Genomic DNA, 15,033 nt, shown 5'->3' with positions numbered 1-15,033 from the left:
CGTGACTGCCGGGTTGGCCAAGTGCCATGACGAGACGGGGCGCCCGGTCACGCCTTGATCACCGAGCGGGCCCGCGGCCCGCCGCCTCTCGCGTTCCCCAAGCGGAGATCGCAGAGGAAAGGAGGTGATCACATGTCCCATGCTTGGGAAGGCTTCGCCTCGCGGCACGCCGTCGGTGACGTGCTCGACGGGCACGTGGCCAAGGTCGTCCCGTTCGGCGCCTTCATCGAAGTCGCCGACGGCGTCCACGGGCTGCTCGTCGGATCGGAGCGGCCAGAGGCCGGGTCGAGCGTCTCGGTACGGATCGCCGAGATCGACCACGACAACCAGCGGTTGAGACTCACCGCGAGCTGAGGTTGATGGTGCGTGCGGGGGCCCTCCGGTCCCCGCACGTCCTTCACAGAGTGATCGCCAGGCCGAGCGTGAACAGCAGGCCGTACGCCAGCTGCAGTTTGCCGGTCTGCTGCAGTACGCCGATCAGCGCGGGGCCGACGGCGCCGTGCAGGACCGTCTTGACCGGCGTGATCGCCAGCGGCGCGGCGAGCACCGCGGCGGCCGCCAGCGGCGCGATCGGGAGCATGGCCAGGGCGATGACGAACGGCACGATCAGGCAGGTGGCATAGAGCGTGCGGGTGCGCGCCGCGCCCAGGACGACCGCCAGCGTCCGCTTGCCCGCCTGGCCGTCGGTGCCCACGTCGCGCAGGTTGTTCACGACGAGCATGGAGCACGACAGGAGCCCGACGGGGATCGACGCCAGCAGCGCCGCCCAGGACAGGTGCTCGGTCTGGACGTACGCGGTGCCGACCACGGGGACGACGCCGAAGAAGGTGAACACCGACACCTCGCCGAGCGCGCGGTAGCCGTACGGAGCCTTGCCGCCGGTGTAGAACCAGGCGGCGGCGATCGCGGCGGCGCCCACGAGCAGGATCCACCACGCGCGGGTGGCGAGCACCAGGGTCAGCCCGAGCACCGCGGCGAGGGCGAAGGAGCCGAGCGCGGCGGCCAGCACCTGCGGCGGCGTGGCCGCACGCGAGCCGACCAGGCGCATCGGGCCGACCCGCTGGTCATCGGTGCCGCGGATGCCGTCGCTGTAGTCGTTGGCGTAGTTGACGCCGATCTGCAGGGACAGGGCCACGAGCAGCGCGACGATCGCGCGCCACCAGATGAAGCCGCTCTCGCCGATCGCCACGCCGGTGCCGACCATGACGGGCACGATGGCGTTGGGCAGGGTGCGCGGACGTGCGCCGGCGATCCACTGGCCGGGGGTTGCCATAAAGACGAATCCTCTAGCTGATGTCGGTGGTGAGCCTGACCATGCGGATGGGACGCCCCATGTCGAGCACGCGCTCGGCCATGTCCTCGCCCCAGCCGGCCGACTCCAGGAAGCCCAGCACCGCGTAGTTGTCGGCGAACACCCACGTGACGATCTGCCGGAAACCGTCGTCCCGCAGGTAGTCGACGGTGGCATTGAGCAGACGGCTGCCGTGACCGCGGCGGACGAAGTCGGGGTCGACCAAGAGGGTCAGCATCTCAGCGGCGACGGTCGGGTCGAGGTCGGGATCTTCGGCGGGCGCGTGCGAGGCCAGGCCGACCACCCGCTCACCACCGCGCGGCGTGGCCAGGGCGGCGCTGCCGCCCGCGCCGAGAGCCGGGAAGCCCTCGGTGTCGAGAATCGTCTCCACCGCCACCAGCACCCGATGCATGGGGGTGGGCGGGGCGACGATCGCCTCGTCCCACTGGCGCAGCCACATCTTCTCCGCCGCGGCCCCCGTCATCTGCTCGAGCGGCCCCTCGGGAAGGAATTCCCGATAGCCGTAGCGCCAGGCGCGAATCTGAGTATTCGCCACCTGGAGCACATCCTCGCGCCGGGCCGCCCGGACGCCTACGTCTGCCATCTCGGCCCGCTCCTTCGCCTGCCGTCCATGCCACAAGGCACGAGTTACACCGTATCGGTGTTTGAGCCTTGGGGATGACGCGAACCCTGCTTCCTCGCCCGGTAAGCGCGTGTTTTGGTGCGGTTGCCGCAGACCCGCATAGAACACCACGAGCGCGATCGGTTCTTCGAGGAGTCGATGAACGCCCACTGGCACAGGCCCTCGGCACAGACCTTCAGCCGGTGCCACGACTGGTCGGTCACGGCCGCGGTGATCCTGGCCAGGCCGCCTCTGACGCCGTCTTCGAGGGGGACCAGCTCCGGTGTGGCGCCGCCGACGCGTACGAGTAGCGGCAAGGCCGGCAGGTCGGGCATCTCCGGAGTTTCACGTGTTAGCGCGGGCGGCTTCGGATTTTCGCGGCTTAGCGCGGGCGTCCTCCGGGGTTCGCAGCTTGGTGCGGCTCGCAGTTCGGGCGTCTCCGGAGTCTCGTGTCTTAGAGCGGCCCGTAGCTCGGCCGGCTCCGGAGTCTCGCGTCTCAGCGCGGCCCGAAGGGCTTCGCGCAGGGTGAGCGCGGTGGCGAGGTCGTCGTCGGTCGCGCGGTCACGCGGGCCGATCAGGCCCCGCTCCCGGAGCCAGACGGCCAGTTCGGCGGGTGAGGCCAGCTCGTCGGCGTCGGAATCGAGGTTGTAGGTGTTCACGAAGTCGCGCACGAGCTCCGCGGGCGCCAGCATGTCACCACTGTATGGCAGGGGCCGGTTGCGCCATGATGAGTCGCGTGATCGTTCGTACCTGGCGAGGCTGGACGCGTGGGTCCGATGCCGCGGCCTATGAGGAATACCTCCTGCGCACCGGATTCCCCGGCTACACCCAGACGCCCGGGAACCGCGGCGCCTACTTCACCAGGCGTGACACCGGCGACAGGACCGAGTTCTTCCTGATCTCGCTGTGGGAGTCGTGGGAGGCGATCAGGGCGTTCGCCGGGGACGATCCGGGCGTGGCGGTCTTCTATCCCGAGGACGACGCGTTCCTGGTCGACAGGGAGCGGACCGTGGAGCACTACGAGGTGTTCGCCAGCGCCTGAGCCAGCCGCCGCACCCCCTCCGCCAGCTCGGCCAGGTTCGCGGCAGCGATGTGCGTGACGCGGAGGCGGGGTCCCGGCGGTTCTGACGGGTAGTGGATCCGGCCGGGGCTCACCAGTACGCCGTTGCGTTTCGCCGCCTCGACCAGGGCGTTCTCGTCGGTTTCCGGCGGCAGCCGTACCCACAGATGCATGCCGCCCTTCGGCAGCAGGTGCAGCTCGGCGGCGGGCAGCCGCGCGGCCAGCTCGGTGGCGAGCGCGTCGCGGCGGACCAGGATCTCGGTACGCACGTTCGCCAGGTGCCGGCGCCAGCCGGGGGAGCCGACGAACTCCAGCACCGTCTCCTGCAGCGGGCGCGCCACGAAGAACGACTCCACGAGCTGGCTGGCCCGCAGCCGGTGCGCGGCCGGACCGCGCGCGACGATGGCCGCGACCCGCGCGCTCGGCGACAGGATCTTGGTGAGTGAGCAGATGTAGACGACCGTGCCGTGCGCGTCCATCGACACCATCGGCGGCGGCGTCCGGTCGCTGAGGTAGCGGGCGTAGTCGTCCTCGATCACGAACGCGCCTGCCGCCCTGGCGACCTGGAGCACCTGTTCCCTGCGTTCGCGGGTGAGCGTCGCGCCGGTCGGGTTCTGCAGGGTGGGCTGGCAGAGGAACACCCGCGCGCCCGTGACGGCGAACGCCTCGGCCAGCAGGTCGGGCCGTACACCGTCCCGGTCCATCGGCACGGCCGTCGCCCGCAGGCCCGCCGCCTTGGCCGAGGCCAGCGCGCCCGGATATGTCGGTGTCTCGACCAGAACCGGGGTACCCGGGGCGGCCAGCGCCCTGAAGGCGTGCGTGAGCGCGGCCTGGCCGCCACTGACGATCAGCGCGTCGGTCTCGGTCACGTCGCCCCCGGCCTGCGTCGCGAACCACCTGCGCAGCTCCGCCAGCCCGGTCAGCGGTGGCATCGCCCACGCGCTCGGCCTGCGCACCGCCCGCGACGCCGCGGCGGCCAACTGCTTGTCCGGCCGGAGCCCCGGGTTCAGATAGCCGCCGGTGAGTGGGATGACGCCCTCGGGTGGCGGGGTCAGCAACGCGGTCACCGGGCTCTCGTCCACCACCCGATCGCCCAGCGCGACGGTCTGCCAGGAGAAGTCGGGCAGGTCGCTGGGCCCCGCGGGCGGCTGGGCGATGAATGCCCCGATGCCGGGCTTGGTGATCACCCGGCCCTCGGCCGCCAGTTGCCCGATGGCGCGCGAGACCGTCACAGGGCTGACGTTGTGGCGGCGCATGAGCTCTCTGGATGAGGGGAGGCGGTCACCTGGTCGCAGGCGGGTGAGCTCCTGGCGCAGAATCGCGGCGATATGGGCGATACTGCTATCCTGTTCCATGACGGATAAGAATAGCGCTATCGTCGCCGACAGAGTAGCGGTCGCCTCTCGGGAAGGCGCGGCGCGATTCCGCCAGGGGACCTTCCTCGCGTTTCTCGGCGTTCTCGCCTTTTCCGGCTCCTTCCCCGCCACTGTCTACGCGATGCGCGGTTTCGATCCGTGGCTGGTCGCCATCGGCCGGGCCGTGATCGCCGGTGTCATAGCCCTCATTTGCCTCAAAGCAGCCCGCCACCCGCTGATCCCGCCCCGCCACCAGTGGCGCTCCTACGCCGCGATCTCCCTCGGCGTGGTCTTCGGGTTCCCCGTCTTCAGCGGCCTGGCTCTGGACCTCGGCGCCACCACCGCCCACTCCGCGGTGGTCATCGGCCTGCTCCCGGCCGCCACCGCTGTCTGCGCGGTCCTGCGCGCCGGCGAACGTCCGCGCCCCCTGTTCTGGCTGGCCTGTACGGCAGGCGCGATCGCCATCACCGCCTTCACCCTCACCCGTGGCCAGAGCACGGCCGCCTGGCCCGACGTCCTCCTGGTCGGCGCCCTGGTCTCGGCGGCCATCGGCTATACCGAAGGCGCCCGGCTCTCCCGTGAAACGCCGGGCTGGCAGGTCATCTCCCACACCCTTGTCCTCTCTCTCCCGCTCACCGTCCCCGTGACGGCCATACTCGCCCTCACCACTTCTGTCCACCCGTCGCCCCAAGCTCTCGCCGGCTTCGCGTACGTCGGCCTGATCTCGATGTTCCTCGGCTTCGTCCCCTGGTACGCCGGCCTCGCCAGGGGCGGCATCGCCAGAGCGGGTCAGACCCAGCTCACCCAGCCGCTGCTCACGCTCGCCTGGGCATGGTTCCTGATGGGGGAGAGGTACGGTCCGGCCACTGTGGCCGCCGCGCTGGCCGTACTCGTGTGCGTGGCCCTCACCCAGCGAGCCCGCACTTGAAAGCCGTGACGCCGCCCCGCAGGATGGGAAGCGGAGGTGTCACAGATGGCAGACCTCACGATTCCGGAGGGCGGCTTCTGGCCGGCCCCCGCGGTCCCGCAGCCGAACATCTACCCGATGGAGTGGCGGGTCGAGACGGCCAAACTGGCGGCGATCTACGAGAAATCCAAACGGACGCTCTGGAACCCCGCCGACCTGCCCTGGGACGGGCTGAACCCGGACGACTTCACGCGTGAGCAGCGCCTCGGGATCATGTACTGGTTCGCCGTGCTGGCCAATTTCGACGCCTCGGGGCCGGCCGTGTTCGCGCGGGCGACCATCCAGGCGTTCGAGAAGCACGAGGAGGATCCGGTCAGGAAGTGCTTCTTCTCGATCACCCGCGACGAGATGAACCACGAAGAGTGCTGCCAGCGGACCATCGCCAAGCTCTGGCCCGGCGGCCCCCTCGACTGGACCCCGTCCGACGACCTGGAGAGGGCCGCGCACAACAACATCGGCTGGCTCTATCACAACGGCGGTCGCTACTGGACCGGCTACACCGCGGCCGTGGGCAAGTACTCGCTGCCCGTGCTCTTCACCAGCTTCATGATGGGCGAGATGGCCGCCTCGACGCTGTTCAGGGGCATGGCCTCGGGCACCGAACATCCCGTCTTCGGGGAGATGTTCCAGCGCATCGGCCGCGATGAGTCCCGACATCTCCAGATTTGCATGACCATTCTGGAGAACGAGTGGCCCGGCCTCACGGACGAGACCCGGTCTCTCATCACCCGCCAACTCCGCGCCGGCTTCGTCTTCCTGTCCATGATCCTCTGGGAGCCACCGGAGGGCTTCTGGGAGCTCCCGCCGTACTTCCTGGCCAACCATCGCGTCCTGATGGACCACGCCAGGCAGGCCGGGCTGGGCGTGCTGTCCTACGAGGAGCAGGCGGAGAACTGGCGGCTCGCCATGGCCCGCATCCGCGCCATCGTCGAACGCTGGGGCATCGCCTTCCCCGCCATCCCCGAACTCGACCTGGAGGGCGTCCAGGTGGACTTCATCGACCCCGAGGAGATCATCCCGGTCTTCTGATCCCGGTCTGTACGATCTTTACATGTGGGGACGCATCGACGGGCTCCGCGTGCTCGAACTCGGCATGCCCGGCGAGCAGCGCATCTGGCTGACCGACCTGGTCCTGTCCGGCGCCAAGACGGCCACGGCGGGATTGCTGGAGCTCGACTACGTCGCCGAAGGGGAGCCGCTGGAACACGTCGGCGAGCGGCTCGTGCTCGTGAACGATGGGGGCTCGCGGGCGGCGCTGGTTGAGGTGGTCGGGGTGGAGCAGGTGCCGTTCGGGGCGGTGAGCTGGGAGTTCGCGCAGGCGGAGGGGGAGGGGTTCCGGTCGGTCGGGCACTGGCGTGAGGTCCATGGCCGGTACTGGGCCGGCCTGGGGCACGAGGTGACCGACTCGTCGACGGTCGTCTGCCTGACCTTCCGCCTCGTTACTCCTGGGTGAGCGCTTTTCGGGGGCTGGTCATTCTCGCCTAGCGGTGCCATCGAATCGCCTGGGGCGCCTGCGGGCCGGGCGGAGATCGCCTTTGGCTATTCGGGCCAGTCTTCCTTGGCGGCCACGTAAGTACCTCGGTAGGGGACGGTGAATACCCAGCCTTGCCTCCGAAGGGACTCGACCGCCCTTCGGGCCGTGACCTTGGCGACCCCGTGGCGCCGCATCAACGCCTTTTCGCTGAATATCGCCCGGTTGGGCGGGAACTCACCGCGGCGGATCCGCTTGACGATGTCGTCCGCGATTTCTTCGGAGGGCAACGGCTTTCGTCTCTGTCGTGGGACACCAACCACACCCACGAATGTGCCCTCGCCCGACACCGTGTGGGCCACCTGACGGTCGCGCAACTCTCTGGCGACTCTGCGGGCCGTCGTCCTGGCGATGTAGAACTCTGCCTCCATCTCCGCCTCGCTCGGCAGAGGCTCTCCGGCCAGCAGCTCACCCTTGAGGATTCGATCGTGGAAGATGTCGGCGATCTGGACGTAGATCGGGGTGGGTCCTTCACGATCGAGCATGTATAGATTCTAGATGTCTCTATACAAGCAGTCGACCAGGTTCAGTCCTGGGGCCACGACTCCTTTGGAGACACGTAACTGCCGCGCTGGGCGACCGTGTAGATCCAGCCACGCTCGCGGAGCAGCGCCATGGCCCGCCGCACTGTCTCGCGGGCGCAGTCGTACTGCTGAAGTAGCGCTGTTTCGCCAGGGATCGGACGCCGTGGCGGATACGTCCCTGCCTTGATCTGCTCCGCCACATCTGCCGCTATCTGCTGATAGAGCGGGATTTTGCGCTGCTGGCGCGGTGCCTCGTTCGGTGCGCCGACGAAGGTGCCCTCGCCCTGGACCGTGTAGATGAGACCCTCTTCGCGGAGCACATGGATCGCTCGCCTGGCGGTCGTCCTGGCGACCCCGAACTCCGCCTGGATGTCGGCCTCGCTGGGCATGGGATGCCCCGAGGCGAGATCGGAGACCCGTTGGCGGAGGATCTCAGCGATCTGAAGGTATGGATGGGTGTCTCCATCATAGTCGAGCACATACGCAAGATAGGTGAAGAGGTACGACCTTGCCCATATCGTCCCGTCCAAGTAGACGGAGCGATCCTGTTATCTAGGCAGCGAGATACAACTAGATATATGATGGTGGAATGGCTGGCTCCAAAAGAGGGCCGTACGCGGACGACTGCATTGGTCGTCACGTCGAGGCGGCGCACAGGGACTGCGTACGCATCGACTGGAATCCGGTGAGGCCCGACGTGGAGCGAATGCGCGTGCGGGACCACACCTGCGACTGCCAGCCGGTGTTTTACGAGCTGTGCCAAGCAGGCGGCCAGCGTTGCATCCGCAGAACGACGAGAAAGGGTGGGCGAGTGGTGGTGGAGGAGAGTGTCCGAACGAACGCGCCTCAAACGGACATTCTGTGGTTCCTGCTGCTGTGCGGAGACGCTAGGTGATCACCGCACGTCGTGGGGGCATTTTGCGGCGTCTTCTCTCCAGACTGCGCGGCATGTGGCAGACGTCATCCCAAGAACTCCGTGCTCTGCCAGGGCCTAACTCGTTCTTGCAGGTCCCATTCCCGCGTCTGGGACCTGCGACCACCTTCTGGTGGGGCATTTCGTTGGAGCCGGCGTCGCCGGGGCGGGCGTGGCCGTGTGGGGCATCAGGTCGCTTTGCCGAATGAAATGCCGCAGATTCGGCGATCACGGCCGAAGACCGGGTCGCGCTGGCCCCGCATCCCGCGTCTGATGCGGGGCCAGCGACGAGGCAACCACCCTCTACAGTCGAGTGGCTGCGATTTCAGAGAGTCTTCTGGTCCTAGCGGGTTCACTGATCGCCGGCGAGCGCAGTCCGCCGACGCTCCTGAGAACCCGCTTGGGTGGTGCTGAGCCTTCCTCTTCGCCTGCTCCCGAGTGGACCTTGCCAGGAGTCCGACCGTCCACGGTGTTGCTGCGCCGTCGCGCGTAGTGGACGGACCCAGTTGCGGGCCGTACGTGGTCCCATGCCCTCCGGGAGGCACGGGACCACGCGTTTGCCAGCAATTGGCCGACTCACGTCTTAGTCGACCTGCTCGCAGAGGTAGCGTCTCACGCTCCGCTGAGGGAAGCCTTGCCTTCAGAGCTATCAACGGAAACATGCCTTTCGGTGGTCTTGCGGTGGATCAGCACTCTTAGTGGTGACCAAAAGGCCCCATACCGGTTCGGCGAAGCGCTGGAATGCCCTGAGGAACGCACTGGAGCGGGTAGGCCGAGAGCCGTGATGCCGGTGAGGGACCTGTCGAAGTGGGCGGCTCGATGGGTCGCGATGGCGGGGAGGAACACGCTGAGGGTTCAGCGGTGCTGGGCGCCGCCCGGCTCAAGCGGGGCATGTGGCGGCCCGTTTTGCGCCGGGGGTTGGCGGTTGGTTTGTGCTTGAGATTCGGTCTTTCGGGGTTTCGCCTGGGGCTGGCGGGTTGCTTTGCGCCGATATATGGCGGTTGGTTCGTGTCTGGGGGTTCGGTCGTCCGGGTCGCGCCTGAAGTCCGGCGGGCAGGTAAGTGTCTGGGGGCTCGGCCGTTCAGATTGCGCCTGAACGGCGGCGGGTTGGCGTAGCGCCGGGAGCCTGGTGGTCGGTTCGGGCTCTGCGTGCGCCCGTCAGGGTGGGCGGAGACCGACCCGGTTCCCGGACCACCCCCTTGGCGTTCAGAAGGGCACCCGACGCCATGCCGTGTCCGTGACGATCAGATGGTCGAGGAATCGCAGCCCGACCGTCTCGGCGGCCTCGGCGAGACGTGCCGTGGCGACCATGTCCGCGTCGCTCGGATCGAGGGAGCCGCTCGGATGGTTGTGCGCGACCCCGAACGCCGCCCCGCCGGCCGTCAGCACCGCCGTGATGATGTCCCGAACCGGCACTGTCGTGTGGTCAGAGCCCCCCTCGGTCAGCACCACACGCCGCAACACCGCACCCCGGACATCGCACGCCATCACGACCAGCCGCTCCCGGGAATGGCCACGGAGCAGAGGAGCGACGACCGTGGCCAGATCGGACGTGCTGGTGATCCTGGTCGGCTCGGGCTCTGCCTGCGCCCGCCGTACGAGATGGAAAGCCGCAATCACCCGCGCCGCCTTGGCGGGCCCGACGCCGTGTACGGCGAGTAGCCGGTGTGGCTCGGACCGGGCGAGCCCATCGAGATCGCCGCAGTGCTCGATCACCTGGGCCGCAAGATCCATCGCGCTCGCCCCCCGAAAGCCTGAACCGAGGAGCACGGCCAGCAGCTCCCGGTCAGCCAGCGCCGTCGCGCCGCTCGCCATCAGCCGCTCGCGTGGCCGCTCACGTCTTGGCAGGTCTTTGACTCGCATCCGCAACCTCCAGAACGGTTGTATCAACGAGCACCGACAACCTCGGCCTGACCAGGGAGAACCGCCTGGAATGTCGGCAGGAGACGCATTTGAGAGCTGCGGTCTAGTTGACGAAGCTTGATGTTGCTTCCGTCACATCGAGGCCCGGGTGGCGGCGCTCGGCTTCGGCGCGCCCGCCAGTGGTCTGGACGGTTGTGGTGGCCGGGACAACGGTGGTCCGCACGATCGCAGTCTGTGCGTATGTGGTCTGGATAGCCCCTGTCTGTACGGTCGAGCTCCGGACGGTCACAGCTGGAGGGGCGCAGATCCGGCCGCGGTTCTGAACGCTTGCAGTCTGGACACCCGCAGGCCGAGACGGAAACCTCTAAAGCGCAACCCTGAGGCCGCAGGTTGGGCCGGAGATCCCGTGACGTGCGGATACTTGGGTCTCAGGTCGGTTTGAGGGGCGTGACGTGCGGACTCTTGGCTCTCAGGTCGGTTTGGGGGGCGCGTAACGCGCAGGGTCCTGAGCCTCAGGTCGATTCGGGGGTGGCGTAACGCGCAGGTTCCGGAGCCGCGGGCTGGCTGCGAGCCCGTCTGAAGCCGCAGGTTGGTTTGGGGGCGCGTGACATACGGACTCTGAAGCAGCCGGGGACGCGGAGATCCCGCAACGCGAGGGCCACGACGCCCCGGACCAGAATGAAACCTCGCACCTCAAGGCCCTGAAGCCGCGGAAATCGGCTCAGCGACAAGTCGTGATGCTGCGGGCGATCGGCCGAACGTGCGGCGAAGTGTCAGCCCAATGGCCGTCTGGCTGAGCTCCAGGCCGAAGAGGCGGGTATCGGCCCGGAGCTCTCACATTCGCTCAAACAGGCATGCTGTACATGATCCGGAAGCGGTCGCCCGGGATCACGATGTCGCTGGTCTCCACCGGGCGGTCGCCTGCCCAATGGGTGCGTTCCACGTGCAGGACGTGGATGCCCGCAGGTAGGTCGAGGGCGTCGCTCTCCGCGGGGCGGGGAACGCGAGTGTGCACGCTTTCGACGATCTCCGTGATCTTTATTCCATGCGCGTACATTCTGGCGACCAGGCTGCGCCGCTCCTCCTCCGTGTGGGCGGCGAACTCCAGGGGCTCGTACGAGGTGGCGAGCTGGAGCGGCCTGCCGTCGCCGCGGAAGACATAGTGCGTCCTCGTCAGGGTGGTCGATTCGTCGAGCCGTAGCCGTCTGGCGATGTCGGGTCCGGCCTCGGCGGGTTCGCTGTGCCAGTCCCACGTCACGCGCCGGCCCTGGGACTGCAGGTCGGCGGCGAATGGGGCGGGATGATCGAGGAAGCGCCATCGGTGCAATGGGGAAAGGTCGGGGCGTTCTCTGACGTAATGACCCGATCCCACGCGGCCGATGATGAGGCCTTCGCCTGCCAGCACGCGCAGGGCGTGGCGGGCTGCGGTCTCGCCGACCTGATACTTGCGGGTCAGCTGCGCCCGTGAGGGAATGGGCGCGCCGGGGGGAAGGGTGCCGTCGGTGATCTGTCGCCGAATGTCTTCGACGACACGCAGGTAGACCGGATCTGAGGTGGCCACTAGTCCATCCCTGAGGGTTCGTGTGAGGCGTTGCCCCATGTTGCCGTATTCGGCAGGTAACCGACCGTCATCGAGGACACTTGGAGCCCCAACTTTGCGGCAGTGGAAAATTATCGGAGAAACCCTGTAACGCCGATGTAAGGGCAGCCGATTCTTCGGTAGAGGTCGTCGATGTGTGTACCCCCGAGCACATATCGGCGGCCTCTTCCCATGCGTGGCTCAGAGGTCGCTTGCGCGGGCGTTGCCCGGTGCCGCACCCGGTTCGGCGGATTTGGGATATGTACGGGACGTCTGTGGACGTCATGACGTCTGTGCGTGGCATGTCGAGCTGCGGCCGTACGGCATGCGCCTGGCGTGCCATGAAGTCTGCTCTGTGGTCCTGGTGATCACTGCGACCGAATATCCGATGATCGAGTTCTGGGCTCGCAGTCAGCTCCACGCGGACGCTCGGACGCTTGGAACAGCGCGTCGAGGGCGGTTGGACATGCCCTGAGAGACCAGGGAACGGCATGACAACAGGCGACTCCAGGCAGGCAAAGCGGGGTGGCGGCGTCCACCGCTTTTGCGAATCCAGGTAGCGTTCGCACTATGGCTTCGCCAACTGGAACCACCGACGCGCCCTTCGGCCGTATGTTGACCGCCATGGTCACGCCGTTCACTCCTGACGGTGCGGTCGATTACGACGCCGTGCGGCGCCTGGCCACCTATCTGGTGGACGAGCAGCGCAACGACGGCTTGATCGTCAGTGGGACGACCGGAGAGTCGCCCACCACCTCTGATGACGAGAAGGAGCGCATTCTGCGCACCGTACTCGAAACGGTGGGTGATCGAGCGACGGTGGTGGCCGGGGCAGGCACCAATGACACGCATCACAGCATCTCGCTCGCCAAGGCCGCGGCCCGCGCGGGTGCTCACGGGCTGCTCGTGGTGACGCCGTATTACAACAAGCCTCCGCAAGAGGGCCTGTATCAGCACTTCGCTGCCGTGGCCGATGCAACCGGCCTTCCGGTGATGCTCTATGACATCCCCGGACGCAGCGGTGTGCCGATCAAGATCGAAACCTTGATCCGGCTCGCACAGCACGAGCGCATCGTGGCCGTTAAGGACGCGAAGGGCGATCTGTTCCTTGGCAGCCAGGTGATGGCGATGACCGATCTCGCCTTCTATTCGGGCGACGATTTGCTCAACCTGCCCTGGCTCTCGGTTGGAGCGGCAGGGTTCGTCAGCGTTGTCGGCCATGTGGTCGGCGCTGACCTGGCTCGCATGATCGACCTGTACAGGAACGGCGACGTCGTTCAGGCGCTCGCAGTGCACCGCCAAGTGGCGCCCGTGGTCGAAGGGATCATGTTGAGCGCGGGCGGCGCGATCATGGCCAAGGCGGCACTGGGCATGGTAGGAGTGCCGGTCGGACCGGTGCGGCTGCCGTTGGTGGCCGCGACAGAGAAGCAGATCGCCGAGCTGCGTGCTTGCCTGGTGGCCGGCGGGGTGAAGTTGACAGACGCATAGGAACGGGGAGGAACCGGGAGTTTTGAGAACACGATTTGACCATGGGGGCCGGCTATGAGCCATCCACATCCTGAGCTGGGCCCCCCGCCGACGCTGCCGGAGGGCGGCCTGCGCATTGTCGCGCTGGGCGGGCTGGGTGAGATCGGCAGGAACATGGCCGTCTTCGAATACGAGGGCCGGTTGCTGATCGTCGACTGCGGGGTGCTTTTCCCCGAGCCGGACCAGCCAGGCGTCGACCTGATTCTGCCCGACTTCGAATACATCAGGGATCGGCTCGACGATGTCGAGGCGGTCGTCCTGACGCACGCGCACGAAGACCACATCGGCGCCGTGCCATACCTGCTTCGCGAGCGGCGTAACATCCCGCTCATCGGATCCAAGCTGACGCTGGCCTTCATCGAAGCCAAGCTCACCGAACACCGGATCCAGCCGACCAAGATCGAGGTGATCGAGGGCGAACGGCACAGGTTCGGGCCGTTCGACTGCGAGTTCCTGGCGGTCAACCACTCGATCCCGGACGCGCTGGCGGTGGCCATCAGGACGCCTGCCGGCATCGTGCTGCACACCGGCGACTTCCGCATGGACCAGTTGCCCAGCGACGGCCGCCTCACCGACCTGGGCGGGTTCGCCCGTCTTGGTACCGAGGGCGTCGACCTGCTGATGTCCGACTCGACCAACGCAGAAGTGCCCGGGTTCGTCACCAGCGAACGGGAGATCGCGCCGGTCATCGACGAGGTGATCCGTACCTCGGAGCAGCGGGTCATCGTGGCCAGCTTCGCGTCGCACGTACACCGTATCCAGCAGGTCCTGGATGCGGCGGCCAAGCATGGCCGCAAGGTCGCCCTGGTCGGGCGGTCGATGCTGCGCAACATGGGCGTGGCCCGCGATCTCGGCTATCTCAAGGTGCCGCCGGACCTGATCGTCGACTCGCGCGACATCGAGGAATGGCCGCCGGAGGACGTGGTGCTCGTCTGCACAGGTTCGCAGGGCGAGCCAATGGCGGCGCTGTCGAGGATGGCCAACCGGGATCACCCGATCCGCATCGCCGAGGGTGACACCGTCCTGCTGGCTTCGTCGCTGGTGCCGGGCAACGAGACCGCCGTCAACAAGGTGATCAACGGGCTCACCCGTTGGGGGGCCCGGGTCGTACACAAGGGCAACGCCAAGGTGCATGTCTCCGGGCATGCGGCCGCCGGCGAGCTCCTCTACGTGTTGAACCTGACCCGTCCGTCGAACTTCATGCCCGTGCACGGCGAATGGCGGCACCTGCGCGCGCACGCCAAGCTCGCCGCGCTCACCGGCGTGCCCGACGATCACATCGTGATCGCGGAGGACGGCGTGGTGGTCGACCTGGTCGACGGCAGGGCGAAGATCGTCGGTGCGGTTCACGCCGGGTATGTCTACGTCGACGGCTCGTCCGTCGGTGAGATCACCGACACCTCGCTGAAGGACCGCAGGATCCTCGGCGACGAGGGCTTCATCTCCGTCGTCGTGGTGGTCGACTCCAGCACCGGCAAGCTCACCGGCGGGCCGGAGATCCACGCCCGTGGCTCCGGCATCGACCCGGCGCAGTTCGAGCAGTTCATTCCACAGATCGAGAAGGCGCTCGAGGAGAAGGCCGCCGACGGAGTCGTCGACATGCAGGAGATCCGCCGGGTGGTTCGCCGCACGGTCGGGCGCTGGGTGAGCGACACCTACCGCCGCCGTCCGATGATCATCCCCGTGGTGCTCGAGGTCTGACCTCCGCATGGGTACGGCAGGCACGCGCGCCTGCCGTACCTCTGGGAGCCGTTCCGGATACAGGTTCGATGTCGTCTGGTGGTCTGCCGGACAGCAACGG

The 15,033-nt window shown here is 67.5% G+C and carries 15 protein-coding genes; 7 read left to right on the top strand and 8 right to left on the bottom strand.

The window, feature by feature from the left end:
* Positions 1–132 precede the first annotated feature (132 nt).
* Positions 133–354, top strand: a complete 222-nt coding sequence (locus AB0B91_RS52585; RefSeq protein WP_358338439.1) for a S1 RNA-binding domain-containing protein — start codon at positions 133–135, stop codon at positions 352–354.
* Between the two features lie 43 nt (positions 355–397).
* Here the strand turns inward: AB0B91_RS52585 and AB0B91_RS52580 are convergent, their stop codons facing one another.
* The 3 genes from AB0B91_RS52580 to AB0B91_RS52570 are packed head-to-tail and all read right to left on the bottom strand — an operon-like array spanning position 398 to position 2,605.
* Entirely contained in the window at positions 398–1,273 is an 876-nt protein-coding gene (locus AB0B91_RS52580) for a 1,4-dihydroxy-2-naphthoate polyprenyltransferase (RefSeq protein WP_358338436.1), read from the bottom strand.
* A gap of 13 nt (positions 1,274–1,286) precedes the next feature.
* On the bottom strand, positions 1,287–1,895 hold the full coding sequence (locus AB0B91_RS52575; RefSeq protein WP_358338433.1) for a GNAT family N-acetyltransferase: 609 nt from the start codon (positions 1,893–1,895) through the stop codon (positions 1,287–1,289).
* 44 nt (positions 1,896–1,939) lie between these two features.
* Positions 1,940–2,605 carry a CGNR zinc finger domain-containing protein gene (locus AB0B91_RS52570; protein WP_358338430.1) on the bottom strand — a complete coding sequence of 222 codons (666 nt, stop codon included), beginning with the start codon at positions 2,603–2,605 and terminating at the stop codon, positions 1,940–1,942.
* A gap of 44 nt (positions 2,606–2,649) precedes the next feature.
* Between AB0B91_RS52570 and AB0B91_RS52565 the strand changes: the two genes are divergently transcribed.
* A complete protein-coding gene (locus AB0B91_RS52565; RefSeq protein ID WP_358338427.1) occupies positions 2,650–2,955 on the top strand; it encodes an antibiotic biosynthesis monooxygenase in 306 nt (101 codons plus the stop codon).
* Here the strand turns inward: AB0B91_RS52565 and AB0B91_RS52560 are convergent.
* Positions 2,931–4,328, bottom strand: coding sequence for a PLP-dependent aminotransferase family protein (locus AB0B91_RS52560; protein ID WP_358338425.1), 1,398 nt, complete (start codon positions 4,326–4,328; stop codon positions 2,931–2,933). The two genes, AB0B91_RS52565 and AB0B91_RS52560, sit on opposite strands and share 25 nt — an antisense overlap.
* Here AB0B91_RS52560 and AB0B91_RS52555 point away from each other — a divergent pair.
* From AB0B91_RS52555 to AB0B91_RS52545, 3 genes are read left to right on the top strand one after another with little or no spacing between them, the layout of a single operon-like run.
* Positions 4,327–5,256 (top strand): DMT family transporter, encoded by a 930-nt coding sequence (locus AB0B91_RS52555; protein ID WP_358338422.1) that lies wholly within the window; start codon positions 4,327–4,329, stop codon positions 5,254–5,256. The two genes, AB0B91_RS52560 and AB0B91_RS52555, sit on opposite strands and share 2 nt — an antisense overlap.
* A 45-nt stretch (positions 5,257–5,301) precedes the next feature.
* Complete coding sequence (locus tag AB0B91_RS52550) at positions 5,302–6,324, top strand: hypothetical protein (RefSeq protein ID WP_358338420.1); 1,023 nt, start codon at positions 5,302–5,304, stop codon at positions 6,322–6,324.
* A 22-nt stretch (positions 6,325–6,346) separates the two neighbouring features.
* Complete coding sequence (locus AB0B91_RS52545) at positions 6,347–6,748, top strand: ASCH domain-containing protein (protein ID WP_358338417.1); 402 nt, start codon at positions 6,347–6,349, stop codon at positions 6,746–6,748.
* Between the two features lie 86 nt (positions 6,749–6,834).
* Here the strand turns inward: AB0B91_RS52545 and AB0B91_RS52540 are convergent, their stop codons facing one another.
* The 4 genes from AB0B91_RS52540 to AB0B91_RS52525 form a co-directional block, all read right to left on the bottom strand.
* Positions 6,835–7,311: a GntR family transcriptional regulator gene (locus AB0B91_RS52540; protein ID WP_358338414.1), complete on the bottom strand. Its 477-nt coding sequence runs from the start codon at positions 7,309–7,311 to the stop codon at positions 6,835–6,837.
* A 41-nt stretch (positions 7,312–7,352) separates the two neighbouring features.
* Positions 7,353–7,829, bottom strand: a complete 477-nt coding sequence (locus AB0B91_RS52535; protein WP_358338411.1) for a GntR family transcriptional regulator — start codon at positions 7,827–7,829, stop codon at positions 7,353–7,355.
* Positions 7,830–9,469: 1,640 nt separating this feature from the next.
* Positions 9,470–10,126, bottom strand: a complete 657-nt coding sequence (gene radC / locus AB0B91_RS52530) for a DNA repair protein RadC (RefSeq protein ID WP_358338408.1) — start codon at positions 10,124–10,126, stop codon at positions 9,470–9,472.
* A gap of 844 nt (positions 10,127–10,970) precedes the next feature.
* Positions 10,971–11,687: a GntR family transcriptional regulator gene (locus tag AB0B91_RS52525; RefSeq protein ID WP_214642951.1), complete on the bottom strand. Its 717-nt coding sequence runs from the start codon at positions 11,685–11,687 to the stop codon at positions 10,971–10,973.
* A gap of 588 nt (positions 11,688–12,275) precedes the next feature.
* Here AB0B91_RS52525 and dapA point away from each other — a divergent pair.
* Together dapA and AB0B91_RS52515 are read left to right on the top strand one after the other, a co-directional pair.
* On the top strand, positions 12,276–13,193 hold the full coding sequence (gene dapA, locus AB0B91_RS52520; RefSeq protein ID WP_358338405.1) for a 4-hydroxy-tetrahydrodipicolinate synthase: 918 nt from the start codon (positions 12,276–12,278) through the stop codon (positions 13,191–13,193).
* Positions 13,194–13,247: 54 nt separating this feature from the next.
* The gene (locus AB0B91_RS52515) at positions 13,248–14,933 is read left to right on the top strand and encodes a ribonuclease J (RefSeq protein WP_358338402.1); all 1,686 of its coding nucleotides are present in this window, start codon (positions 13,248–13,250) and stop codon (positions 14,931–14,933) included.
* Positions 14,934–15,033 lie beyond the last annotated feature (100 nt).

The organism is Nonomuraea sp. NPDC049141, assembly GCF_040648415.1.
GTDB lineage: Bacteria > Actinomycetota > Actinomycetes > Streptosporangiales > Streptosporangiaceae > Nonomuraea.
The sequence above is the reverse complement of the archived record's forward strand: the minus strand, read 5'-3'. Positions and strand labels throughout refer to the sequence as shown.

What these genes read in the sequence shown, in the direction of transcription:
- AB0B91_RS52585 (WP_358338439.1), top strand. Translation starts at nt 133, where the DNA reads ATGTCCCATGCTTGGGAAGGCTTCGCCTCGCGGCACGCCGTCGGTGAC.
- AB0B91_RS52580 (WP_358338436.1), bottom strand. Translation starts at nt 1,273, where the DNA reads ATGGCAACCCCCGGCCAGTGGATCGCCGGCGCACGTCCGCGCACCCTG.
- AB0B91_RS52575 (WP_358338433.1), bottom strand. Translation starts at nt 1,895, where the DNA reads ATGGCAGACGTAGGCGTCCGGGCGGCCCGGCGCGAGGATGTGCTCCAG.
- AB0B91_RS52570 (WP_358338430.1), bottom strand. Translation starts at nt 2,605, where the DNA reads ATGCTGGCGCCCGCGGAGCTCGTGCGCGACTTCGTGAACACCTACAAC.
- AB0B91_RS52555 (WP_358338422.1), top strand. Translation starts at nt 4,327, where the DNA reads ATGACGGATAAGAATAGCGCTATCGTCGCCGACAGAGTAGCGGTCGCC.
- AB0B91_RS52560 (WP_358338425.1), bottom strand. Translation starts at nt 4,328, where the DNA reads ATGGAACAGGATAGCAGTATCGCCCATATCGCCGCGATTCTGCGCCAG.
- AB0B91_RS52550 (WP_358338420.1), top strand. Translation starts at nt 5,302, where the DNA reads ATGGCAGACCTCACGATTCCGGAGGGCGGCTTCTGGCCGGCCCCCGCG.
- AB0B91_RS52545 (WP_358338417.1), top strand. Translation starts at nt 6,347, where the DNA reads ATGTGGGGACGCATCGACGGGCTCCGCGTGCTCGAACTCGGCATGCCC.
- AB0B91_RS52540 (WP_358338414.1), bottom strand. Translation starts at nt 7,311, where the DNA reads ATGCTCGATCGTGAAGGACCCACCCCGATCTACGTCCAGATCGCCGAC.
- radC (WP_358338408.1), bottom strand. Translation starts at nt 10,126, where the DNA reads ATGCGAGTCAAAGACCTGCCAAGACGTGAGCGGCCACGCGAGCGGCTG.
- dapA (WP_358338405.1), top strand. Translation starts at nt 12,276, where the DNA reads ATGGCTTCGCCAACTGGAACCACCGACGCGCCCTTCGGCCGTATGTTG.
- AB0B91_RS52515 (WP_358338402.1), top strand. Translation starts at nt 13,248, where the DNA reads ATGAGCCATCCACATCCTGAGCTGGGCCCCCCGCCGACGCTGCCGGAG.